Origin of the sequence: Serratia sp. CY74737 (assembly GCF_052166775.1) — a bacterium.
Taxonomy (GTDB): Bacteria; Pseudomonadota; Gammaproteobacteria; order Enterobacterales; family Enterobacteriaceae; genus Serratia; species Serratia ureilytica.
In genome coordinates this window covers 1-21345 of sequence record NZ_JBJNOF010000018.1, presented here as the reverse complement: position 1 = coordinate 21345, position 21345 = coordinate 1, and the positions used below count along the sequence as shown (strand labels likewise).

The 21345-nt window shown below is 58.0% G+C and carries 20 protein-coding genes; 8 read left to right on the top strand and 12 right to left on the bottom strand.

What is annotated here, in order from left to right; all coding sequences use genetic code 11:
• Nucleotides 1-11 precede the first annotated feature (11 nt).
• The 8 genes from atpF to asnC all read right to left on the bottom strand — a co-directional run bounded on the left by atpF (nucleotide 12) and on the right by asnC (nucleotide 6685).
• The gene (atpF, locus tag ACJ8PE_RS22325; RefSeq protein WP_004933804.1) at nucleotides 12-482 is read right to left on the bottom strand and encodes a F0F1 ATP synthase subunit B; all 471 of its coding nucleotides are present in this window, start codon (nucleotides 480-482) and stop codon (nucleotides 12-14) included.
• A gap of 57 nt (nucleotides 483-539) precedes the next feature.
• Nucleotides 540-779: a F0F1 ATP synthase subunit C gene (gene atpE, locus ACJ8PE_RS22320; protein WP_004093904.1), complete on the bottom strand. Its 240-nt coding sequence runs from the start codon at nucleotides 777-779 to the stop codon at nucleotides 540-542.
• A gap of 49 nt (nucleotides 780-828) precedes the next feature.
• Complete coding sequence (gene atpB, locus ACJ8PE_RS22315; RefSeq protein WP_015376132.1) at nucleotides 829-1608, bottom strand: F0F1 ATP synthase subunit A; 780 nt, start codon at nucleotides 1606-1608, stop codon at nucleotides 829-831.
• A gap of 22 nt (nucleotides 1609-1630) precedes the next feature.
• Nucleotides 1631-2014: a F0F1 ATP synthase subunit I gene (gene atpI, locus ACJ8PE_RS22310; RefSeq protein ID WP_004933796.1), complete on the bottom strand. Its 384-nt coding sequence runs from the start codon at nucleotides 2012-2014 to the stop codon at nucleotides 1631-1633.
• Between the two features lie 639 nt (nucleotides 2015-2653).
• Nucleotides 2654-3274, bottom strand: coding sequence for a 16S rRNA (guanine(527)-N(7))-methyltransferase RsmG (rsmG, locus tag ACJ8PE_RS22305; RefSeq protein ID WP_197760417.1), 621 nt, complete (start codon nucleotides 3272-3274; stop codon nucleotides 2654-2656).
• Nucleotides 3275-3412: 138 nt separating this feature from the next.
• On the bottom strand, nucleotides 3413-5302 hold the full coding sequence (gene mnmG / locus ACJ8PE_RS22300) for a tRNA uridine-5-carboxymethylaminomethyl(34) synthesis enzyme MnmG (protein WP_033645158.1): 1890 nt from the start codon (nucleotides 5300-5302) through the stop codon (nucleotides 3413-3415).
• 380 nt (nucleotides 5303-5682) lie between these two features.
• Nucleotides 5683-6123 (bottom strand): FMN-binding protein MioC, encoded by a 441-nt coding sequence (mioC, locus tag ACJ8PE_RS22295; RefSeq protein WP_015379470.1) that lies wholly within the window; start codon nucleotides 6121-6123, stop codon nucleotides 5683-5685.
• A 100-nt stretch (nucleotides 6124-6223) separates the two neighbouring features.
• Nucleotides 6224-6685: a transcriptional regulator AsnC gene (asnC, locus tag ACJ8PE_RS22290; RefSeq protein WP_004933786.1), complete on the bottom strand. Its 462-nt coding sequence runs from the start codon at nucleotides 6683-6685 to the stop codon at nucleotides 6224-6226.
• 155 nt (nucleotides 6686-6840) lie between these two features.
• Here asnC and asnA point away from each other — a divergent pair, with 155 nt between their 5' ends.
• Nucleotides 6841-7833, top strand: a complete 993-nt coding sequence (gene asnA, locus ACJ8PE_RS22285) for an aspartate--ammonia ligase (protein ID WP_197793679.1) — start codon at nucleotides 6841-6843, stop codon at nucleotides 7831-7833.
• A 6-nt stretch (nucleotides 7834-7839) separates the two neighbouring features.
• On the opposite strand, the gene viaA is transcribed toward asnA, so the two are convergent.
• Entirely contained in the window at nucleotides 7840-9303 is a 1464-nt protein-coding gene (viaA, locus tag ACJ8PE_RS22280) for an ATPase RavA stimulator ViaA (RefSeq protein WP_197793681.1), read from the bottom strand.
• A 2-nt stretch (nucleotides 9304-9305) separates the two neighbouring features.
• The gene (ravA, locus tag ACJ8PE_RS22275) at nucleotides 9306-10814 is read right to left on the bottom strand and encodes an ATPase RavA (protein WP_197793683.1); all 1509 of its coding nucleotides are present in this window, start codon (nucleotides 10812-10814) and stop codon (nucleotides 9306-9308) included.
• 283 nt (nucleotides 10815-11097) lie between these two features.
• Here ravA and kup point away from each other — a divergent pair, with 283 nt between their 5' ends.
• The 7 genes from kup to rbsR all read left to right on the top strand — a co-directional run bounded on the left by kup (nucleotide 11098) and on the right by rbsR (nucleotide 18950).
• The gene (kup, locus tag ACJ8PE_RS22270; protein WP_015379467.1) at nucleotides 11098-12966 is read left to right on the top strand and encodes a low affinity potassium transporter Kup; all 1869 of its coding nucleotides are present in this window, start codon (nucleotides 11098-11100) and stop codon (nucleotides 12964-12966) included.
• Nucleotides 12967-13136: 170 nt separating this feature from the next.
• Complete coding sequence (rbsD, locus tag ACJ8PE_RS22265) at nucleotides 13137-13556, top strand: D-ribose pyranase (protein WP_033645162.1); 420 nt, start codon at nucleotides 13137-13139, stop codon at nucleotides 13554-13556.
• 7 nt (nucleotides 13557-13563) lie between these two features.
• Nucleotides 13564-15069 (top strand): ribose ABC transporter ATP-binding protein RbsA, encoded by a 1506-nt coding sequence (rbsA, locus tag ACJ8PE_RS22260; RefSeq protein ID WP_033652332.1) that lies wholly within the window; start codon nucleotides 13564-13566, stop codon nucleotides 15067-15069.
• 6 nt (nucleotides 15070-15075) lie between these two features.
• Entirely contained in the window at nucleotides 15076-16044 is a 969-nt protein-coding gene (gene rbsC / locus ACJ8PE_RS22255; RefSeq protein ID WP_404769118.1) for a ribose ABC transporter permease, read from the top strand.
• Between the two features lie 24 nt (nucleotides 16045-16068).
• A complete protein-coding gene (gene rbsB / locus ACJ8PE_RS22250) occupies nucleotides 16069-16956 on the top strand; it encodes a ribose ABC transporter substrate-binding protein RbsB (RefSeq protein ID WP_025304729.1) in 888 nt (295 codons plus the stop codon).
• A gap of 61 nt (nucleotides 16957-17017) precedes the next feature.
• Nucleotides 17018-17944: a ribokinase gene (rbsK, locus tag ACJ8PE_RS22245; protein WP_046898746.1), complete on the top strand. Its 927-nt coding sequence runs from the start codon at nucleotides 17018-17020 to the stop codon at nucleotides 17942-17944.
• Between the two features lie 4 nt (nucleotides 17945-17948).
• On the top strand, nucleotides 17949-18950 hold the full coding sequence (gene rbsR, locus ACJ8PE_RS22240; protein WP_042785608.1) for a ribose operon transcriptional repressor RbsR: 1002 nt from the start codon (nucleotides 17949-17951) through the stop codon (nucleotides 18948-18950).
• Here the strand turns inward: rbsR and mdtD are convergent.
• Both mdtD and ACJ8PE_RS22230 read right to left on the bottom strand, forming a co-directional pair.
• Nucleotides 18947-20362 carry a multidrug transporter subunit MdtD gene (gene mdtD, locus ACJ8PE_RS22235; RefSeq protein WP_033645165.1) on the bottom strand — a complete coding sequence of 472 codons (1416 nt, stop codon included), beginning with the start codon at nucleotides 20360-20362 and terminating at the stop codon, nucleotides 18947-18949. The two genes, rbsR and mdtD, sit on opposite strands and share 4 nt — an antisense overlap.
• Nucleotides 20363-20429: 67 nt before the next feature.
• Nucleotides 20430-21119 carry a FadR/GntR family transcriptional regulator gene (locus ACJ8PE_RS22230; protein WP_033652336.1) on the bottom strand — a complete coding sequence of 230 codons (690 nt, stop codon included), beginning with the start codon at nucleotides 21117-21119 and terminating at the stop codon, nucleotides 20430-20432.
• Between the last annotated feature and the right edge of the window lie 226 nt (nucleotides 21120-21345).

Here is a 21345-nt window from a genome sequence, read left to right as displayed (position 1 = left end):
CCCCTCCCTCCTTACAGTTCAGCGACCAGTTTATCAACGATGTCGCTGTTAGCAGCTTCATCCACGGAACGTTCGATGATCTTCTCGGCGCCGGCAATTGCCAGCATCGCGACTTGCTTACGCAACTCTTCACGAGCGCGCTTACGTTCGGCTTCGATCTCAGCCTGAGCCTGCGCCACGATTTTGTTACGTTCCTGCTCGGCTTCGGCTTTCGCTTCATCCATGATCTGAGCTTTGCGTTTGTTCGCTTGCTCGATGATCACCTGAGCTTCTGCTTTGGCAGTTTTCAGCTGGTCGGTCGCATTGGCTTGCGCTAAGTCCAGATCTTTTTTGGCACGCTCTGCAGAAGCGAGGCCGTCAGCGATTTCTTTCTGACGTTTCTCGATGGCAGCCATGATCGGCGGCCATACGTACTTCATGCAGAACCAGACAAACAGAACGAACGCGATGGCCTGGCCGAGGATTGTTGCGTTAAGATTCACAGCACAATGCCTCTTTAAAAGTTAATAGTTTGGTTACGTCGTAGAGGGTTGCTCTACTTACGCGACGGCGAACATCACGTACAGACCCAGACCTACAGCGATCATCGGGATGGCGTCGACCAGACCCATAACGATAAAGAACTGTGTACGCAGCAGAGGAATCAGGTCAGGCTGACGAGCAGCGCCTTCCAAGAATTTACCACCCAGGATGCCGATACCGATCGCAGCACCGATTGCCGCTAAACCCATCATCACAGCGGCAGCCATGTACAGCAGATCCATACTCAGGTTTTCCATGACAGTCTCCAGTTTGTTTCAGTTTAAAAGTGCAAGTGTTTTAAGAAAATCAGTGCTCTTCAGATGCCATCGACAGATAGACGATCGTCAGAACCATGAAAATAAAGGCTTGAAGCGTAATGATCAGGATGTGGAAGATAGCCCAAGGCAAGCTCAGGACCCACTGTGACCACCACGGCAACAGGCCGGCAATCAGGATGAAGATCAACTCACCCGCATACATGTTGCCGAACAGTCGCAGACCCAGTGAAACAGGTTTGGACAGCAGGCTGACACCTTCAAGAATCAGGTTGATAGGAATGAATACAGGGTGGTTGAACGGCTGCATGGTCAACTCTTTAACGAACCCGCCAACGCCTTTCATTTTGATGCTATAGAACAGAATCAGGATAAACACGCCCAGCGCCATCGACAGCGTGACGTTCACGTCGGCGGTAGGCACCACGCGCAGCGCAGGCAGGCCGAGGATGTGTTCGCCAACGTAAGGCAGGAAGTCGATGGGCAGCAAGTCCATCAGGTTCATCAGGAACACCCAGACGAACACGGTCAGCGCCAGCGGCGCAATCACCTTGCTCTTGCCGTGGTACATGTCGCGCACGCTGCTGTCGACGAAACCGACTACCAGCTCCACGGCGGTTTGCAGTTTACCCGGCACGCCGCTGGTGGCGTTTTTGGCCACTTTGCGGAAGATCACCAGGAAAAGCGCCCCGAGGACGACGGAGAAAAACATCGAGTCGATGTTGATCGACCAGAACCCAGTCCCGACCTGAAGCTGCGTCAGGTGGTGACCGATATACTCCTGTGGAGTCAAGACTTCTCCTGCAGACATGATGCCTCTTACCCTTATTTAGTTAAGTTCGGTAACTGTTAATCACGGCCGGTGCCACTATCTGCACCACTAACACCGCTAAATAGGTCAGGCCAAGCGGTATAAACTCCGCCTTGAACACCCCCAGCGCCACGATCAGCAAAACGATGGTGATCACGACCTTTAGCCCCTCGCCGATGGCGAACGACCAGGCAACCCTACCGGGCGCCGGCGTTTGCGCCTGATGGCGCAAGGCAAACAGCATAAACATTGCACTCGGCAACCAGGCGGCGAGACCGCCTGCCAACGCCGAAGCGCTCCATTCCGGGCTTTTCAGCCAGAAAGCAACGCTGATCAGAACAAAAGTCATTAACTGCAAAAACAGCAGTTTGCGTGCGACTTTCCCGCTGTAAAGGGACACAGACATGACGTTTGTTCTCTCCGTACCCCAGAGGGGGTATGCTGAGTGACGTATACAACTGTTTTTGCTGTCCTGAGTCAAGCAGCAAAAAACGAGCAAATTATACGGGGCATACCAACGAATTCAATCGATAAGTAGCGAAAAGGTGAACAATTATTTAAATTTCCCTATTCCAGCCTATTTTCACAAGAAAACGGTCGGAATAATAGGGCGCATTTAATTGTCTGATTATTCCAGCGTTGCGTTTAGAAACGCGAAGCCGATCACAATAATGCCCTTCACTGATTTATAGCCGATGGACAATCAAACCGTCTTTAGCAATTTGAGCGATCAAAAGATTATATAAATCAAAACATTATCAGTTAACTGTTCAAAAACAATCCGTATACCCGATGAAAACCTTTTATTGACAAGCAACGGGGCAATATTCCAACAGCCAATTAACATTAGCAGCAAAGGCCAATCTTTCGCACATGATTGCTAACGTGACTATTTCTAATTGCAATTACTCTATTGTCGCTAATTAGCCGCGTTTTTTGTGTTAATAGAAAGTAAATTAACTAAAAAAAGCGACCAATTAATTAGCCTGCTTACCTTTACACACCGTACTACCGTTAATTCACGCTTGTTTGATCAAAAACAAACTCAGTTTGCCTTAAGCACCACCAGATGGCGTTCGCCTTCCAGTTCAGGCACCTGCAACCGCACGATAGACTCCAGGCTAATGCCCTCCGGCAGGTGCGCCAATTCTTCATCCGGGCGCACGCCTTTCAATGCGTAAAAACGCCCCTGCCCTTTCGCCGGCAGGTGATGGCACCAAGACAGCATATCCTGCAGCGAAGCGAACGCCCGGCTGATCACGCCGTCGAACGGCGGCTCGGCCGGAAACGCTTCAACGCGGCTCTGAACCGGCTCGATATTGTTCAGGCCCAGTTCATGCTGCACCTGGCGCAGGAAACGCACGCGCTTGCCCAGGCTGTCGAGCAGCGTGAAATGCGCATCCGGACGCACGATCGCCAGCGGAATGCCCGGTAAACCGGGGCCGGTGCCGACATCGATAAAACGCGATCCCTGCAGATGCGGGTTGACCACGATGCTGTCGAGGATGTGGCGCACCAGCATTTGCTGCGGATCGCGCACCGACGTGAGGTTATAAGCCTTGTTCCACTTATCCAGCATGCCGACATAGCCCAGCAGCTGCTGTTTCTGCTGATCGGGCAGCTCAATGCCTGCTGCCGCGAGCAGCGAGTCTAATTTTTTTTGCACAACGGATCCTCTGGCAGGCGCTGAACGACCAGCGGATGGTTAGCTGGCGCAATGAGGCGCCTATGATAATTCAGCGCGCAGGTGATGTCAGCGGCCGTTTGGCTACGGGTTGAGCAAACGGCCGCCTGGATGCGGGATTTATGCGCTGCGGCGCAGCAGCCCCTGCTTTTTCAGCCAAATCAGCAAAATCGAGATCGCCGCCGGCGTAATGCCGGAGATGCGTGAAGCCTGGCCGATGGAGTTCGGTTTGTGATCGTTCAGTTTGGCGATCACTTCGTTCGACAACCCCGAAACCTGACGGTAGTCGAGATCCAACGGCAACACGGTGTTCTCGTTGCGCTGCTGTTTTTCGATCTCTTCCTGCTGGCGAGCGATGTAGCCTTCGTATTTGACCTGGATCTCAACCTGCTCGGCGGCTTGTACATCGTCCAACGGCGGCGCGAAGGCCTCGGTAGCGGTCAATTGCGCGTAGTCCATTTCCGGACGGCGCAGCAGCTCTTCGCCGTTTGCTTCGCGTGACAGCGGCGCTTTCAGCAACGCATTGACCTGTTCGACGTTCTCGGCGTGCGGGTGCATCCAGATGTCGCGCAGGCGCTGACGTTCACGTTCGATTCGCTCCAGCTTCTCGCTGTAGCGCGCCCAACGCACGTCGTCCACCAGGCCGAGTTCACGGCCTTTTTCCGTCAGGCGGAGATCGGCGTTGTCTTCGCGCAGCATCAGACGATACTCGGCGCGTGAGGTAAACATGCGGTACGGTTCTTTGGTGCCGAGGGTGCTGAGGTCGTCCACCAGCACGCCGAGATAAGCCTGATCGCGACGTGGCGCCCAGCCTTCTTGTTCGGCGGCGAAGCGACCGGCGTTCAGACCGGCCAGCAGCCCCTGTGCGGCGGCTTCTTCATACCCGGTGGTGCCGTTGATTTGACCGGCAAAGAACAGCCCCTGAATGAATTTGCTTTCCAGCGTCGGTTTCAGGTCGCGCGGATCGAAGAAATCGTACTCGATAGCATAACCAGGGCGAATAATACGCGCGTTTTGCATCCCTTCCATCGAACGGACGATCTGCATCTGCACATCGAACGGCAGGCTGGTGGAGATCCCGTTAGGGTAAATCTCATTGCTGGTCAGGCCTTCCGGCTCGAGGAAGATCTGGTGCGCGTTGCGATCGGCAAAACGCATGACCTTGTCTTCGATCGACGGGCAGTAACGTGGGCCGATCCCTTCGATGATCCCGGCATACATCGGGCTGCGATCGAGGTTATTGCGGATCACGTCATGGGTTTTTTCATTGGTATGGGTGATATAGCACGCCATTTGTTCCGGATGCTGGCTGGCATCGCCCAGGAACGAGAATACCGGCACCGGCGTATCGCCGTGTTGCGGCGCCAGTACGCTGAAATCGATAGTGCGGGCGTCGATGCGTGGCGGTGTCCCGGTTTTCAAACGGTTGACGCGCAGCGGCAGTTCACGCAAACGCTGAGACAGCGAGATCGAAGGCGGATCCCCGGCGCGGCCGCCGCTGTAATTTTCCAGGCCGATATGGATCTTGCCGTCCAGGAAGGTGCCTACGGTCAATACCACCGCTTTGGCGCGGAATTTCAGGCCCATTTGGGTGACGGCGCCCACGACGCGATCGTTTTCGACGATCAGATCCTCAACCGGCTGTTGGAAGATCATCAGATTGGGCTGGTTCTCCAACGCGGTACGGATAGCCTGGCGATACAACACGCGATCCGCCTGAGCGCGAGTGGCGCGAACGGCAGGGCCTTTGCTGGCGTTTAGTATCCTAAACTGGATGCCGGCGTGGTCGATCGCTGTCGCCATCAGGCCGCCGAGTGCATCAATTTCCTTAACCAGATGCCCTTTACCAATACCGCCAATCGCCGGGTTACAGGACATCTGTCCCAGCGTGTCGATATTGTGTGTCAATAATAAAGTCTGACGTCCCATGCGCGCCGCGGCCATGGCGGCCTCGGTACCTGCATGGCCACCACCGATGATGATGACGTCAAATTGATCTGGATAAAACATGGAACTGCACCTCGCCGTATTGCGAACGATCGTATTTGCCCTGGGGTCGGGGATTCTACTCAAGTTTAGACGATCGACCAAGTGGTCAGGATCGTCGGTAATTAAAAGAAGATCTTTTTTATTTAAAGATCTCTTTATTAGATCTCTTATTAGGATCGCGATCCTCTGTGGATAAGTGACTATTCACGATGAAGATCAGCAGATTAAGGAGGATCGTTTGCTGTGAATGATCGGTGATCCCGACGCAGATAAGCTGGGATCTAAAAGGCTTGTTATGCACAGGACAAAAAGCGCACTACGGTTGTTATTGGGATAACTACGGCTTTTACCCTGCTTTTAAGCTTAGTTATCCACAATCGTTCGCGCGATCTTTAGACGAATCAGAGTAAATTAATCCAGTTTTTTACCCATTCCTCGGCCGGATCCTCGGGAATTTCATGCTCGGTCACGTCGATCTCGAGACGATCGCCGATCCTTTTAGCGCCTCTGGCGATCAATAGATCGTCGATCTGTTTGATCGCACCGCAGAAGGTGTCATATTCCGAACTGCCTAAACCGACGGCGCCGAACTGCACCTCGGAAAGATCCGGCTGCTGCTCAGCGATCTGTTCCAACAGCGGCTGAAGGTTATCCGGTAGTTCGCCGGCACCGTGCGTGGAAGAGACCACCAGCCAGCGGCCGTTCAACGGCAGTTCATCCAGTTCAGGGCCGTGCAGCATCTCGGTAGAGAAGCCGGCGTCTTCCAGCTTTTCAGCCAAATGTTCAGCCACGTATTCGGCGCTGCCAAGCGTACTGCCACTGATCAGAGTAATGTCTGCCATGAACCAACGATCCCAACCTTCTCACTCAAAGTGGCTGCATTGTACGCTGTGAATCGGCTGGGATCTACCTGTGGATAATGTGGGTATGCAATTTGGCGGGTTACGGCACGATGGTGCGCATAATGGGGTTCTGCAGCGAGATCAGCGTTTCGGTGGACTGGATCTCGTCGATGGTCTGGATCTTGTTGATAAGTACCTGTTGCAACGCGTCGATCGAGCGGCACATCACTTTAATAAAGACGCTGTAGTGGCCGGTGGTGTAATAGGCTTCCACCACTTCTTCCAGGCTTTCCAGCTTCTTCAGTGCCGAAGGGTAGTCCTTGGCGCTCTTTAATATGATGCCGATAAAGCAGCACACGTCGTAGCCCAGCTGTTTGGGGCTGACGTCGATACGCGCGCCGGTGATGATCCCGGCCTGTTTCATCTTCTCCACCCGCACGTGAATGGTGCCGGGGCTGACGGCGAAGTTTTTCGCCAGTTCGGCGTACGGTGTGCGCGCATTGTCCATCAGGGCGTTGAGGATGCCGCGATCGAGATTATCGATCTGATAAATTTCCGCCATTTAATCCCCCATTAATTAACGATTGTTGAATTCAGTCCGGGTAAAAATGAACGATTAAAAGTGAAAAGGCAATATTGATTAACGGATATTGAATTGGCGTATCGTTTTGTTGCTTAATCGATGGCAACAGAGACAGGTTTACAAGAGATACGGCAATGAAAAAACAGTTTATCCAAAAACAACAACAAATCAGCCAGGTCAAATCCTTCTTCTCCCGCCAGCTGGAACAGCAGCTCGGTCTGATCGAAGTGCAGGCCCCGATCCTTAGCCGCCTGGGCGACGGCACGCAGGATAACCTCTCCGGCAGCGAGAAAGCGGTGCAGGTCAAAGTCAAAACTTTGCCGGACGCCACCTTCGAAGTGGTGCACTCACTGGCGAAATGGAAACGCAAAACCCTGGGCAGCTACGATTTCGGTGCCGGCGAAGGCCTGTATACCCATATGAAGGCGCTGCGCCCGGATGAAGACCGCCTGACGCCAATCCACTCGGTGTACGTCGATCAGTGGGACTGGGAGCGGGTGATGGGCGACGGTGAGCGCGGTCTGGACTATCTGAAAATTACCGTGCGCAGCATTTACGCCGCGATCAAGGCGACGGAAGCGGAAGTCAGCCGTGAGCATGGCCTGACCCCGTTCCTGCCGGAACAGATCCACTTCGTGCACAGCGAAACCCTGCTGCAGCGCTATCCTGATCTGGACGCCAAAGGGCGTGAGCGGGCGATCGCCAAAGAATTGGGCGCGGTGTTCCTGATCGGCATCGGCGGCAAGCTGTCGCACGGCAAATCGCACGATGTGCGTGCGCCGGATTATGATGACTGGACCACGCCGACGGCGGATGGCCTGGCGGGCCTGAACGGCGATATCGTGGTGTGGAACCCGGTGCTGCAGGACGCTTTCGAGCTTTCTTCCATGGGCATCCGCGTCGACGCCGCGGCGCTGAAACATCAGCTGGCGCTGACCGGCGATGAAGATCGCATGAAGCTGGAATGGCATCAGTCGTTGTTGCGCGGCGATATGCCGCAGACCATCGGCGGCGGCATCGGTCAGTCGCGTTTGGTGATGTTGCTGTTGCAGCTGTCGCATATCGGCCAGGTGCAGTGCGGCGTGTGGTCACCGGAAGTGCGCGGCGCGGTTGAAGGCCTGCTCTGATTCCGCCTAGCGCCGCCAGCGGCGCATCAACCGGCTTTTCAACCCGGTATCGAAGCGCCAGATGTGATCGAAGATGCGCATGATGCCGGGTTTGCCGTAGGCGGACATCGCCACCGCGTGGAAACGCTGCTGGTGGCTTTGCTGCTGCTGTTTCACCTTCTTTATTACCTCCTCCGGCAACCGCTGGGCGATAAAATCGGAAATGATCACCGCATCGGCATCGAACCAGCCGCTCTCCGCCATTTTGGTGACGGTGGCGTTCAGGCAGGCCGCCAGATCGGTGCCGCCGCGAAACTGCTGGCCGAGAAAACGCACCGCCTGCTCAATGCCGCTGGCGGCGGTGAGTTCGTAATGTACGATCTGGTTGGCGAACAGCATGATGTAGCAGCGGCGGTTGTCCGCCAGCGCAATGCGCAGCAGCGCCAGACAGAACGCCTTGGCACATTGTTCGTTGAAGCCGCCCATCGATCCTGAGGTGTCCACGCAGACGATAAACGGCCCGCGCGGCTGCTTATCCTGCTGTTGGTGGGTGACCTGACGGATCAGGATCTGTTCCTGCCAGACGTCGCCCTGCAGGCGGTAGCTCAGCAGTCGTTTTTCCAGCAGGCGGCGATAAAACTCGAATTCCAGCTCTTCAATCCCCAGTGTCGCCAGCTCCGGCGGCAGCAGGCGCAGAATGTCGTCGCTTTGATGAATGCCGCTCACTTCTTCCGGCAGCGTGGCCGGCACCTGCACCATGACCCTGAACGGCTCCGGCTGCGCGTCCTGTTGCGGCACCGCCTTGGCCTGATAGCTGCGGCCCAGCTGCTGCGCCAGCTTTTTCAGCTCCGGCTGCTGCTGCAAAAAGTTGCCGTACTCCACCAGCCGCTGGTAATCGCCGCGCTGCAGCTGGCCTTTGCTCATGTCCCACAGCCTGCCGGCGGCGGTGTCGTTTTCCGACAGCAGCGGTTCCAGCGCGCCGCTCAGCGCCAGGCGTTCCTGCAGTTCCGCCATCAGCTGCTCACGCTCTTGTTCCAGCAGCTGGTGGTGCAGCATGGTGGCCTGCAGCGTCAGGCTGATGCGCCAGCGCTGCAGAAACAGCGTTTGAAAACTGTCGTCCAACGGATGATTGGGCAGATCGGCGGCGTCCACCAGCGCGCGCGCCTGTTCATAAAACGGGGAAACCAGCTGGCGCAGCAGCTCCATCGTGTCGTTGAGGTTGTGATAGAACTGGGTATTGTTCTCCAGCTGGCACTGTTGGTAGCGGTAAAATTCCTGCGCCAGCGCCGGCGGCACCATGGCCTCCTGCAAACGCTCCTTGAGCTGCAGCTTCCAGCGCGGCAGATCGCGATCCAGCGCCCGGCGTAGGGCCGGAAACTTTTTAAAGAATACCGACAGCTGCGGCGCGGCCAGCATGCCGACGATCATCTCCTCGATCATCTCGCCTTCGGTGATCGCCAGCAGCAGATCGAGCGTCTCCAGACTGAGCATGGTTACTGGCCGCGCATTTGCTGCTGTTGCTGTTTAACCTGTTCCGCGACCTGCAGCAGACTGGCTTCGATCTTGGCCAGACCGGCGGCGGACGTGAACAGGCAGGGCTGATGTTGGCTGAAGGCGCGGCGCTGCTCCGCCAGGCGCTGGGCCAATGCGTCCATTTCATCCAGCAGCGCCTGCGGCGTAGCGGTAGCCTGTTTGCCCGGCAGCGCCAGCAGCGACGGCTGACGGCTGACGTCCAACACCGTGAGGTGCAGTTGATCGTCCACTTCCAGGTCGATCGGCTGCGCAAAGCCGATGCCGTTCAGCTTGGCGCGCACGTCGCCGCCTTTTTGCAGCCAGTTGTCCAGCGCGCTGCTTTCGATGCTCAGATGATTGACCTGAATGTCATGCAGCTGCAGCGGTTTTTGCAGCAGCAGGGTGAGGGTGCCGCCGGCGAACGGCGTGGCCGGCGCGTATTGCGGTTTGCGGCTGAACATCCCGCCTTTTTTCACCAGGCTGATGGCCTGTCGGTCGCTTTGTTGCTGCTGGTCCTGCATCCAGCGGGTATGGATCTGTTGCAGTTGGATCAACATCGACTGCTGCTGATAGGCCGATTCGGTCAGCAGTTGATCGATCTGCTGTTGCAGTAGCTTCAGCGAGGTGAGATCGTGCCACAGGCAGTCTTTCAACAGCATCAGATCGAGCGGGGCGATGGCGTCGCGCCCGCTGAAGAAGGCGCAGGCCTGCAGCAGGCGCAGGGCTTTCTTCCAGCGCCGATCGGAGACGTACGGCGCCTGTTCCAGCGCGTCCAGCCGCTGGCGCAGTTGGAAAATCAGCTCAAAGCAGGCTTCCGGCAGCGCCACCTTGTCGATCTGCGGTTGCCACTGCAGAAACTCTTCGTCGCTGATGCTCAGCGCCGCCGGCACCGGGTTTTGGCTTTCGCTATGGCGGTTGACCAGCAGCGAGCGGAAATTCTGTTTATCCTGCACCTTGTCCAACCACAGACGGATCAGCATGCGGTCATATAAGGCTTCGAGGCTGTTGTCCGCTTCGGGCAGTTCATTGGAGGCGGTGACCAGCAGGCGCAGCGGGATCGGTTCTTCGCTGTTGCCGTTGCGGAAGCGGCGTTCGTTGATCGCCGTCAGCAGGGTGTTGAGGATCGCCGGGCCGGCCTTCCAGATCTCGTCCAGAAACACGATCTCCGCTTCCGGCAGATAGCCGGCGGTCAGACGCTGATAGCGCCCCTCATCTTTCAGCGCCTGAATCGAGAGCGGGCCGAAGACCTCTTCCGGCGTGGAAAAACGCGTCATCAGGTATTCAAAAGAGCGGGCGTTGCGGAAGGCAAACTTCAGCCGGCGTGCGATCAGGCTCTTGGCGATGCCGGGCGGGCCGAGCAAGAATACGCTTTCGCCGCTCAGCGCCGCCAGCAGGCACAGGCGGATCGCCTCTTGCCGCTCATAAAGGCCGCTCTCCAGCGCGCTGCTGAGGCGGGAAATTCGTTCTGCCAGAAGGGATGATGGCGTCATATAATCGTCGTATTGTCCGAGAGTTAGCCAATCTTGGTCGATAATTCGATGATAAACCACCATTATTTTTAATGGTATAGCTTATTGATTAGTAAAAATTTTCTCAGTTGAGTCGGATATCCGGTTCACATTTTGTTTATTTTTCGGCTCTGATATAAGGGTAGGCAAGCCGTATAAATGGTGCATACTGTGCGGCTTTCTGGTGGGCGTGACGGATCTTTGAGCCCGTATTTTGCCTGATGCGGATGCATCGCTAACGGATGTTCTGATAAAGAAACGAATTATGAGCGCAGAGCATAAGCAGTCCCTATCGGCGGTAACCCTGGCTGCCATCGGCGTGGTCTACGGTGATATCGGCACCAGTCCTCTCTATACGTTGAGAGAGTGTTTCTCCGGCCATTACGGCTTCGATGTTCGTCCAGACGTGGTTTTCGGCTTCCTGTCGCTGATTTTCTGGATGCTGATCGTGATCGTTTCCCTCAAATATCTCACCTACGTGATGCGGGCGGACAACGCCGGCGAAGGCGGCATTTTGACGCTGATGTCGCTGGCCGGGCGCAATACCTCGGCGCGCACCACCGCAGTGCTGGTGATACTGGGCCTGATCGGCGGCAGCTTCTTCTATGGCGAGGTGGTGATCACCCCGGCGATCTCGGTGATGTCGGCGATAGAGGGGTTGGAAATCGCCGCGCCTGCGCTCGACGCCTATATCGTGCCGCTCTCGATTCTGGTGCTGACCCTGCTGTTCGTTATCCAAAAACACGGCACCGGCAGCGTCGGCAAGCTGTTCGCCCCGGTAATGCTGTTGTGGTTCATCGTGTTGGCGGTGCTGGGCGCGCGCAGCATCATTTCGAACCCGGAAGTGCTGCAGGCGCTGAATCCCAAATGGGCGCTCAACTTCTTTATGGAATATAAGAAGGTGTCGTTCTTCGCGCTGGGGGCGGTGGTGCTGTCGATCACCGGCGTTGAGGCGCTGTATGCCGACATGGGGCACTTCGGCAAGTTCCCGATCCGCCTGGCCTGGTTCACCGTGGTGCTGCCTTCGCTGGTGCTCAACTACTTCGGCCAGGGGGCGTTGCTGCTGAAAAACCCTGAAGCGATCAAAAACCCATTCTTCCTGCTGGCGCCCGACTGGGCGCTGATCCCGCTGCTGATTCTGGCAACCCTGGCAACGGTCATCGCCTCGCAGGCGGTGATTTCCGGCGTCTTCTCGCTGACTCGCCAGGCGGTGCGCCTCGGGTATTTGTCGCCGATGCGCATCATTCACACCTCGGAAATGGAATCCGGCCAGATCTACATTCCGGTGATCAACTGGACGCTGTATATCTCGGTGGTGCTGGTGATCATCGGCTTCGAGCACTCCAGCAACCTGGCGGCGGCGTACGGCATCGCCGTTACCGGCACTATGGTGCTGACCAGCATACTGGTCACTTCGGTGGCGATTAATAACTGGCACTGGAACCGCTTCCTGGCGATCGGCATCGTAACCATCTTGCTGATCATCGACGTGCCGATGTTCTCCGCCAACGCCCTGAAGCTGTTCTCCGGCGGCTGGCTGCCGCTGACCCTGGCGCTGGTGATGTTCATCATTATGACTACCTGGAAGAGCGAGCGTTTCCGCCTGTTGCGCCGTCTGCATGAGCACGGCAACTCGCTGGAGGCGATGATTGCCTCGCTGGAGAAATCGCCGCCGGTACGGGTGCCGGGCACCGCGGTCTTCTTGTCGCGCGCCACCAACGTCATTCCTTTTGCGCTGTTGCATAACTTGAAGCACAACAAGGTGCTGCACGAGCGCGTGGTGCTGCTGACGCTGCGCACCGAGGATGCGCCTTACGTGCACAACGTGCGCCGGGTGACCATCGAGCAGCTGTCGCCGACCTTCTGGCGGGTGGTGGCCAGCTACGGCTGGCGCGAAACGCCGAACGTGGAGGAAGTGTTCCACCGCTGCGGGCTGGAAGGGTTGCCGTGCCGCATGTCGGAGACGTCGTTCTTCATGTCCCATGAATCGCTGATCCTCACCAAGCGGCCATGGTACCTCTACCTGCGCGGCAAACTGTTCGTTGCTCTGAGCCGCAATGCGCTGCGCGCGCCGGATCAGTTCGAAATCCCGCCGAACCGGGTCATCGAGCTCGGCACGCAGGTCGAGATCTAACCCGCCTGACAGGGGCTCAGCTAGGCTGAGCCCCTTTTGTTTGCGCTTTCTCCGTGCGCGAACGAAACGTTTCGATGACGATCACACTTCTGCATTGTCCGGGTTGCCTTCCCCTGCCGTTTTTTTACACTCCTCCAGAGAGCGAAACGTTTCGCTAGCGGAGTGAGAAGATGAAAAAAGGCGTATTACTGAATTCCGACGTGTCTGCCGTGATTGCCCGGCTGGGGCATACCGATCAGCTCACCTTGTGCGATGCGGGTTTGCCGATACCGGCGGCGACGCAGCGCATCGATCTGGCGCTGACGCAGGGCGTGCCGACCTTCATGCAGGTGTTCGCGGCGGTCACGCAAGAGATGCAGGTAGAAAGCGCCATCCTGGCGGAAGAAATCGTGAAACAAAATCCGTCGCTCCACGAGGCATTGTTGGCTGAACTGACCGCACTGGGCCAACGCCAGGGCAATACCATCGGCGTGCGTTATATCAGCCATCAGGCGTTTAAAGCGCAAACCGAGCACAGCCGGGCGGTGATCCGCAGCGGAGAGTGTTCGCCTTACGCGAACGTGATCCTGTGCGCCGGCGTAACTTTCTGAGGCGTTTATGCAACCTTTACTGCAACTGAAAGGGATTGATAAAGCCTTTCCCGGCGTGAAGGCGCTTTCCGGCGCCGCTCTCAGCGTTTATCCCGGCAAGGTGATGGCGCTGGTGGGGGAAAACGGCGCCGGGAAGTCCACCATGATGAAAGTGCTGACCGGCATCTACCAGAAAGACGCCGGCAGCCAGTATTTTCTCGGTAAAGAGGTGGCGTTCAACGGGCCTAAAGATTCGCAGGAAGCGGGCATCGGCATTATCCATCAGGAGCTGAACCTGATCCCGCAGCTGACGATTGCGGAAAACATCTTCCTCGGCCGCGAGTTCGTCAACCGTTTCGGCCGCATTGACTGGAAGCGCATGTACGCCGAGGCCGATCGCTTGCTGGCGCGCCTCAACCTGCGCTACAGCAGCCACCGGCTGGTGGGCGAGCTGTCGATTGGCGATCAGCAGATGGTGGAGATTGCCAAGGTACTGAGCTTCGAATCGAAAGTGATCATCATGGACGAACCGACCGATGCGCTGACCGACACCGAAACCGCCTCGCTGTTCAAGGTGATCAACGAGCTGAAGGCCGAAGGGCGCGGCATCGTCTATATCTCGCACCGTCTGAAAGAGATCTTTGAAATCTGCGACGACGTGACGGTATTTCGCGACGGGCAGTTCATCGCCGAGCGGCCGGTGAGCGAGCTGCAGGAAGATTCGCTGATTGAGATGATGGTCGGTCGCAAGCTGGAAGAACAATACCCGCGCCTTGATTTACCGCGCGGGGAAAAGCGGCTGGAAGTCAGTCATCTTTCCGGACCCGGCGTTGAAGACGTCAGCTTTACGCTGTATCGCGGTGAGATCCTCGGCGTGGCCGGCTTGATGGGCGCCGGGCGCACCGAATTGATGAAGATTCTGTACGGCGCCGCGCCGCGCAAGGCCGGCACCGTCAACCTCGACGGCCGCGAGGTAGTCACCCATTCGCCGCAGGATGGATTGGCGAACGGCATCGTCTATATCTCGGAAGACCGTAAGCGCGACGGCCTGGTGCTGGGCATGTCGGTAAAGGAAAACATGTCTCTGACTGCGCTGCGCTACTTCAGCCGCGCCGACGGCAGCCTGAAACAGGCCGACGAGCGGCAGGCGGTGGGGGACTTCATCCGCCTGTTCAATATCAAAACGCCGTCGATGGAGCAGCCGATAGGTCTGCTTTCCGGCGGCAATCAGCAGAAAGTGGCGATCGCCCGCGGCCTGATGACCCGGCCGAAGGTGCTGATCCTCGATGAGCCGACGCGCGGCGTCGATGTCGGGGCGAAAAAAGAGATCTATCAGTTAATCAACCAGTTCAAGCAGGAAGGGCTGAGCATCATTTTGGTGTCTTCGGAAATGCCGGAGGTGATGGGCATGAGCGATCGCATTCTGGTGATGCACGAAGGGCATCTCAGCGGCGAGTTCCCGATTGAACAGGCCACCCAGGAAGCGTTGATGGCGGCAGCCGTCGGCAAGCAATACGGCGTAAAGCAGGAGTAATCAGATATGAGTTCCCAGACTATCGCAGCTAAGCGCTGGTTCAGTAAAGAATGGCTGTTAGAGCAGAAGTCGTTGATTGCGCTGCTGGTGCTGATCGCCGTGGTCTCTTCCATGAGCCCGAACTTCTTCACCCTGAACAACTTGTTCAATATTCTGCAGCAGACCTCGGTCAACGCCATCATGGCGGTGGGGATGACGCTGGTGATCCTCACTTCCGGCATCGATCTGTCGGTGGGATCGCTGCTGGCCCTGACCGGCGCGGTGGCGGCGTCGATCGTCGGCTTTGAAGTCAACGCGCTGGTGGCGGTGGCGGCGGCCTTGGCGCTGGGCGCCGCGATTGGCGCCGCCACCGGGGTGATCGTCGCCAAAGGCAAGGTGCAAGCCTTTATCGCTACGCTGGTGATGATGCTGCTGCTGCGCGGCGTCACCATGGTGTACACCAACGGCAGCCCGATCAATACCGGTTTCACCGACGTGGCCGACACCTTTGGTTGGTTCGGCATCGGCCGTCCGCTGGGTGTGCCTACGCCGATCTGGATCATGGCGATCGTGTTCATCGCCGCCTGGTATATGCTGCACCATACGCGCCTGGGCCGCTATATTTATGCCCTGGGCGGCAATGAAGCGGCGACACGCCTGTCCGGTATCAGCGTCGATAAAGTGAAAATTATCGTCTATTCGCTGTGCGGTCTGCTGGCGGCGCTGGCGGGGGTGATCGAAGTGGCGCGCCTCTCGTCGGCGCAGCCGACCGCCGGCACCGGCTATGAGCTGGACGCCATCGCCGCCGTGGTGCTGGGCGGCACCAGCCTGGCCGGCGGCAAGGGACGCATCGTCGGCACGCTGATCGGGGCGCTGATCCTCGGTTTTCTGAACAACGGCCTGAATTTACTGGGTGTTTCTTCCTACTACCAAATGATCGTGAAGGCAGTGGTGATACTGCTGGCGGTTCTGGTAGATAACAAAAGCAACAAGTAACCTCCCCCTACAGGAATCACGATGATGAAAATGAAAAAACTGGCAACCTTAGCTTCCGCCATCGCGTTGAGCGCCACCCTGAGCGCCAATGCCATGGCCAAAGACACCATCGCGCTGGTGGTGTCCACCCTCAACAACCCGTTCTTCGTCTCGATGAAGGATGGGGCGCAGCAAGAGGCCAACAAGCTGGGTTATAACCTGGTGGTGCTGGATTCCCAAAACAACCCGGCGAAAGAGCTGGCCAACGTGCAGGATCTGATGGTGCGGGCGCCCAAGCTGCTGTTGATCAACCCGACTGACTCCGATGCGGTGGGCAACGCCATCAAGATGGCCAACCAGGCTAAGATCCCGGTCATCACGCTGGACCGCGTGGCGAGCAAGGGTGACGTGGTGAGCCATATCGCTTCGGATAACCGCGTGGGCGGCAAAATGGCCGGCGACTTCATCGCCAAGAAAGCGGGCGCCGACGCCAAGGTGATTCAGCTGGAAGGCATTGCCGGCACCTCCGCCGCGCGTGAACGCGGCGAAGGCTTTAAACAGTCGCTGGATCAGAATAAATTCAAGCTGCTGGCCAGCCAGCCGGCCGATTTCGACCGCACCAAGGGCCTGAACGTGATGCAGAACCTGCTGACCGCTCACCCGGATGTGCAGGCGGTATTTGCCCAGAACGATGAAATGGCGCTGGGCGCGCTGCGTGCGCTGCAAACCGCCGGTAAAACCGACGTGATCGTGGTAGGCTTCGACGGCACCGCCGACGGCGTGAAAGCGGTTGAAGGCGGCAAGCTGGCGGCGACCGTGGCGCAGCGTCCCGATCAGATCGGCGTGATAGGCGTGGAAACCGCCGATAAAGTGCTGAAAGGCGAAAAAGTGCCGGCGACCATTCCGGTCGATTTGAAACTGGTCACTCAGTAAGTCATACCAGCGCCATCGGGACGGGGCGTTTACGATGGCGCGCAATTCAGGAATCAATGCGATGGAAACAGGTAAGCTGGTGGTTCTGGGCAGCATCAATGCCGACCATATCCTCAATATTGAACAATTCCCCCACCCGGGCGAAACGGTGATCGGGAAGCAGTATAAGGTGGCGTTTGGCGGCAAGGGCGCGAATCAGGCGGTGGCGGCCGGGCGCAGTGGGGCGGAGATCGCCTTTATCGCCTGCGTGGGCGCCGACGATATCGGCGAGCGTGTCCGCCGGCAGCTGGCGAGCGATCGCATTGATACCCAACCGATTGAAGCCATCGCCGACAGCACCACCGGCGTGGCGCTGATCTTCGTCAACGCCGAAGGCGAGAACGTGATCGGCATCAATGCCGGCGCCAACGCCGCGGTGACGCCGGATTACCTGGCGCGCTACCGGCAAAAAGTCATCGACGCCGACGCCCTGCTGATGCAGCTGGAGTCGCCGCTGGAGACGGTGATCGCCGCCGCCCGCTTGGCCAAGCAACATCAAACGCAGGTGATCCTCAACCCGGCCCCGGCGCGCGAGCTGCCGGACGAGCTGCTGGGGATGATTGATATGATCACCCCGAATGAAACCGAAGCGCAGCGCCTGACCGGCATCGCTGTGGACAGCGACGCCGATGCGGCGCGCGCGGCACAGGCGCTGCACGACAAAGGCATCGCGACGGTGATCATCACCCTCGGCAGCCGCGGCGTGTGGCTGAGCGAAAACGGCAACGGCAAACGGGTGCCCGGCTTCAAAGTGCAAGCGGTGGATACCATCGCCGCCGGCGATACCTTTAACGGCGCGCTGGTCACTGCCCTGTTGGAAGGCAAGATCATGGCCGACGCGGTGCGTTTCGCCCATGCGGCGGCGGCGATCGCCGTCACCCGCCCCGGCGCGCAGCCTTCGGTGCCGTGGCGCGAAGAGATCGACGCCTTCTTGCAGCAACAGGGGTGATCCTTTGGCCACCATGAAAGATGTCGCCCGCCTGGCGGGCGTTTCAACCTCTACCGTTTCGCATGTGGTCAACAACAATCGCTTTGTCAGCGACAGCGTGCGCGACAAGGTCATGGCGGCCGTGGAACAGTTGAACTATGCGCCTTCTGCGCTGGCGCGCAGCCTGAAGCTCAATCAGACCCGCACCATCGGCATGCTGGTGACCGCCAGCAACAACCCGTTTTATGCTGAAGTGGTGCGCGGCGTGGAGCGCAGCTGCTATGAACGCGGCTACAGCCTGATCCTGTGCAATACCGAAGAAGACGCCGCGCGCATGAACCGCAGTATGGAGACGCTGCTGCAAAAGCGCGTCGACGGTTTGCTGTTGATGTGCACCGAAAATCACCGGCCATCTCAGGATGCCCTGAGTCGCTACCCGTCATTGCCGATCGTGATGATGGACTGGGCGCCGTTCGAGGGCGCGAACGACATTATTCAGGATAACTCGCTGCTGGGCGGCGAGATGGCGACCGATCATCTGATCGCTCGCGGCTACCGCAAGATCGCCTGCATCGCCGGCCCGCAGGACAAAACCACCGCCCGTCACCGGCTGGAAGGCTATCGCAACGCGATGCGGCGCGCCGGATTACCGATCCCGCCAGGGTATGAAGTGCATTGCGACTTTGAGTTTGAAGGCGGCGTGACCGCCATGCGCCAACTGCTGGCGCTGGAAGAGCCGCCGCATGCGGTGTTCGCCGGCAACGACGCGGTGGCGGTAGGCGTTTATCAGGCGCTGTATCAGGCCGGGCTTTCCGTGCCGCAGGATATGGCGGTGATGGGGTACGATGACATTGAACTGGCGCGTTATCTGGCGCCGCCGCTGAGCACCATTCATCAACCGAAGGATTCGCTGGGCGAGCTGGCGATCGATGCGCTGATCAACCGCCTGCAAAACCCGGAGCGCGCGCCCCAGGTGCTGGTGTTGACGCCCGAGCTGGTGGAACGCGCCTCGGTGGGCCGCCGTTAACTGGCCGCCTTCGCTTCTTTCTTGCTTTCCTGGCCGCTGATCAAGTTGCGGCCATCTTTCCTTCTCAGCAACATAAATACCAGCGCCGACGCCACGGTGACGATCCCCATGGTGATAAAGGTGTAGTGGAAGTGGTCGATCATAGTGCCTAACGACAGGGATTCGTAAAAACGCAGCACCGCCGCGCTGATCGCGACGCCGAAACTGATGGACAGCTGTTGGGTGACCGCCAGGACGCTGTTGCCGGCGCTGGCGTTGGCGTCGTTCAAATCCGCCAGGCTGATGGTATTCATGGCGGTGAACTGGGTGGACATCGCCATGCCCAGTACGAACAGCGGCAGGATCATCAGCCACAGCGGCATGCCTGGGCTCTGCAGGGCAAACTGCGCGATCAGCGCTCCGATGATAACGGTGATGCCGACCAGCGTTTTACGGTAGCCGAACCAGCGCAACACCTGAGTGACGGTGGATTTCGCCATCAGCGAGCCGATGGCGGTCGGCGCCATCATGCAGCCGGCGACGATCGCCGTGTAGCCAAATCCCACCTGCAGCATGAGCGGCATCAAAAACGGCACGCAGCCGGTGCCCAACCTGGATGCGACGTTACCGGCGATGCCGACCGAGAAGGTGCGGGTTTTGAACAGGTCGAGGCCGATCAGCGGCTGAGGATGACGGCGGGCGTGCGCGATGTAGCCGAACAGCATCACGAAGCCGCTGAGCAGAATGCCCAGCGAAACGTAGCTCGCCAGCACCCGCTCGCCAAACAGTTCCAGCCCGGTGGAGATCAGCACCAGGCTCAGGCCGAACAGCATAAAACCCAGAAAATCGAAGCGGCGCTTGGGCGTGGTGAAGTCCGGCATGTATTTGCGCGCATAGAAGATGCCGAGCAGGCCGATAGGGATATTGATCAGGAAAATCCAATGCCAGGTGGCGTAGGTCACCAGCCAGCCGCCCAGCAGCGGCCCCAGAATCGGCCCGACCAGGCCGGGCATGGTGACGAAGTTCAGCACCGGCAGCAGTTCGCTGCGCGGGTAGGCGCGCAGCAGCGCCAGTCGCGCGACCGGCATCATCATCGCGCCGCCGATGCCCTGCAGCACGCGAGAGGCAACCAGTACGCTCAACGTGGGGGAGAGGGCGCACAACAGCGAACCGAGGGTGAATAACGTGACGGCGAAGATGAACACGCGGCGGGTGCCGAAGCGGTCCGCCAGCCAACCGCTGACCGGGATCAGCATCGCCACCGTCAGCGTATAGCTGATGACGGCAGATTGCATCGCCAGCGGCGAGTGCCCGAGACTGTGGGCGATCGCCGGCAGCGCCGTGTTGAGGATGGTGGCGTCCAGCGCCTGCATAAAGAACGCCATTGCGGCGATCCACGGGAGTCCTGCCATACTGCGCGCGGATTGGGTCATGGTCGGTCCTGGTTAAATGGTCGTCTCTCCCTCATCTCTTTCTTCTATCTATAAGCGGGGAGCGTGTCTAGTCTTTCTCTTTCAGCAAAACTTGGCAGGCGACGAGGGCGCCTGCGCTGTCTCCGGCGAGTATCGCATCGACGATAGCCTGATGGTGGCGCAGCTTGATCACTTCATTGCCGGTGATGGCGCGGAAGTAACTCTGATACACCGAACTGAACAGGTTGGCGAACGAGGTCAGGAACGGATTGCCGCTGGCCTCGTAGATGAGCTGGTGGAATTGAGTATCGACCTGGATCCAGCGCTCGCGATCAAACTGGGTATGCAGCGCGCGCATTTCCGCCATCAATTCCGCCAGCAGTTTGGTTTGCTGCGGGCTGGCGTGGTCTGCCGCCAACGCGCAGGCCTGCGGTTCCAACGAAGTGCGCAATATAAGGAAGTGTTGCATCACCTGATCGAAGTTTTCCCGCGTCATCCACCAGGTCAGTAAATCCTGATCGAGGAAATTCCATTGGCTTTGCGGCATCACGCGGGTGCCAATGCGCGGGCGCGGCAACAACATGCCTTTGGCGGCTAACATCTTTACCGCTTCGCGCACCGCGGTGCGGCTGACGCCGAATTGCTCGCCCAGTTCCATTTCACCGGGCAGGATGCTGCCGGCCTGATAATCGCCTGCCAGAATTTGTTGGCCGAGTTTCTCTGCAAGCAGATAAGAAAGATTGCGTTGGGCGGCCTGTTGTTGTGCATTTAATGGCATGGCTGCGGATCCTTACTGACTTCGTTTCTTCTATTTTACTCCAGTGATCGCCAGCTTTTATGGCTGTTTGCCTGAAAAAGTGACATAAATTCGCCGCTTTTTCGCTCTTTTGCCGAAAAAATCCGCGCTTGAAAAGTTTTTTGCATTTAGGGGTTGCGGCCTGCCGAGAACTCCCTATAATGCGCCTCCACTGACCGGGAACAACGACTGACAAGCCGCCGGGTCA

What these genes read in the sequence shown, in the direction of transcription:
- atpE (WP_004093904.1), bottom strand. Translation starts at nt 779, where the DNA reads ATGGAAAACCTGAGTATGGATCTGCTGTACATGGCTGCCGCTGTGATG.
- atpB (WP_015376132.1), bottom strand. Translation starts at nt 1,608, where the DNA reads ATGTCTGCAGGAGAAGTCTTGACTCCACAGGAGTATATCGGTCACCAC.
- atpI (WP_004933796.1), bottom strand. Translation starts at nt 2,014, where the DNA reads ATGTCTGTGTCCCTTTACAGCGGGAAAGTCGCACGCAAACTGCTGTTT.
- mnmG (WP_033645158.1), bottom strand. Translation starts at nt 5,302, where the DNA reads ATGTTTTATCCAGATCAATTTGACGTCATCATCATCGGTGGTGGCCAT.
- mioC (WP_015379470.1), bottom strand. Translation starts at nt 6,123, where the DNA reads ATGGCAGACATTACTCTGATCAGTGGCAGTACGCTTGGCAGCGCCGAA.
- asnC (WP_004933786.1), bottom strand. Translation starts at nt 6,685, where the DNA reads ATGGCGGAAATTTATCAGATCGATAATCTCGATCGCGGCATCCTCAAC.
- asnA (WP_197793679.1), top strand. Translation starts at nt 6,841, where the DNA reads ATGAAAAAACAGTTTATCCAAAAACAACAACAAATCAGCCAGGTCAAA.
- viaA (WP_197793681.1), bottom strand. Translation starts at nt 9,303, where the DNA reads ATGCTCAGTCTGGAGACGCTCGATCTGCTGCTGGCGATCACCGAAGGC.
- ravA (WP_197793683.1), bottom strand. Translation starts at nt 10,814, where the DNA reads ATGACGCCATCATCCCTTCTGGCAGAACGAATTTCCCGCCTCAGCAGC.
- kup (WP_015379467.1), top strand. Translation starts at nt 11,098, where the DNA reads ATGAGCGCAGAGCATAAGCAGTCCCTATCGGCGGTAACCCTGGCTGCC.
- rbsD (WP_033645162.1), top strand. Translation starts at nt 13,137, where the DNA reads ATGAAAAAAGGCGTATTACTGAATTCCGACGTGTCTGCCGTGATTGCC.
- rbsA (WP_033652332.1), top strand. Translation starts at nt 13,564, where the DNA reads ATGCAACCTTTACTGCAACTGAAAGGGATTGATAAAGCCTTTCCCGGC.
- rbsC (WP_404769118.1), top strand. Translation starts at nt 15,076, where the DNA reads ATGAGTTCCCAGACTATCGCAGCTAAGCGCTGGTTCAGTAAAGAATGG.
- rbsB (WP_025304729.1), top strand. Translation starts at nt 16,069, where the DNA reads ATGAAAATGAAAAAACTGGCAACCTTAGCTTCCGCCATCGCGTTGAGC.
- rbsK (WP_046898746.1), top strand. Translation starts at nt 17,018, where the DNA reads ATGGAAACAGGTAAGCTGGTGGTTCTGGGCAGCATCAATGCCGACCAT.
- mdtD (WP_033645165.1), bottom strand. Translation starts at nt 20,362, where the DNA reads ATGACCCAATCCGCGCGCAGTATGGCAGGACTCCCGTGGATCGCCGCA.
- ACJ8PE_RS22230 (WP_033652336.1), bottom strand. Translation starts at nt 21,119, where the DNA reads ATGCCATTAAATGCACAACAACAGGCCGCCCAACGCAATCTTTCTTAT.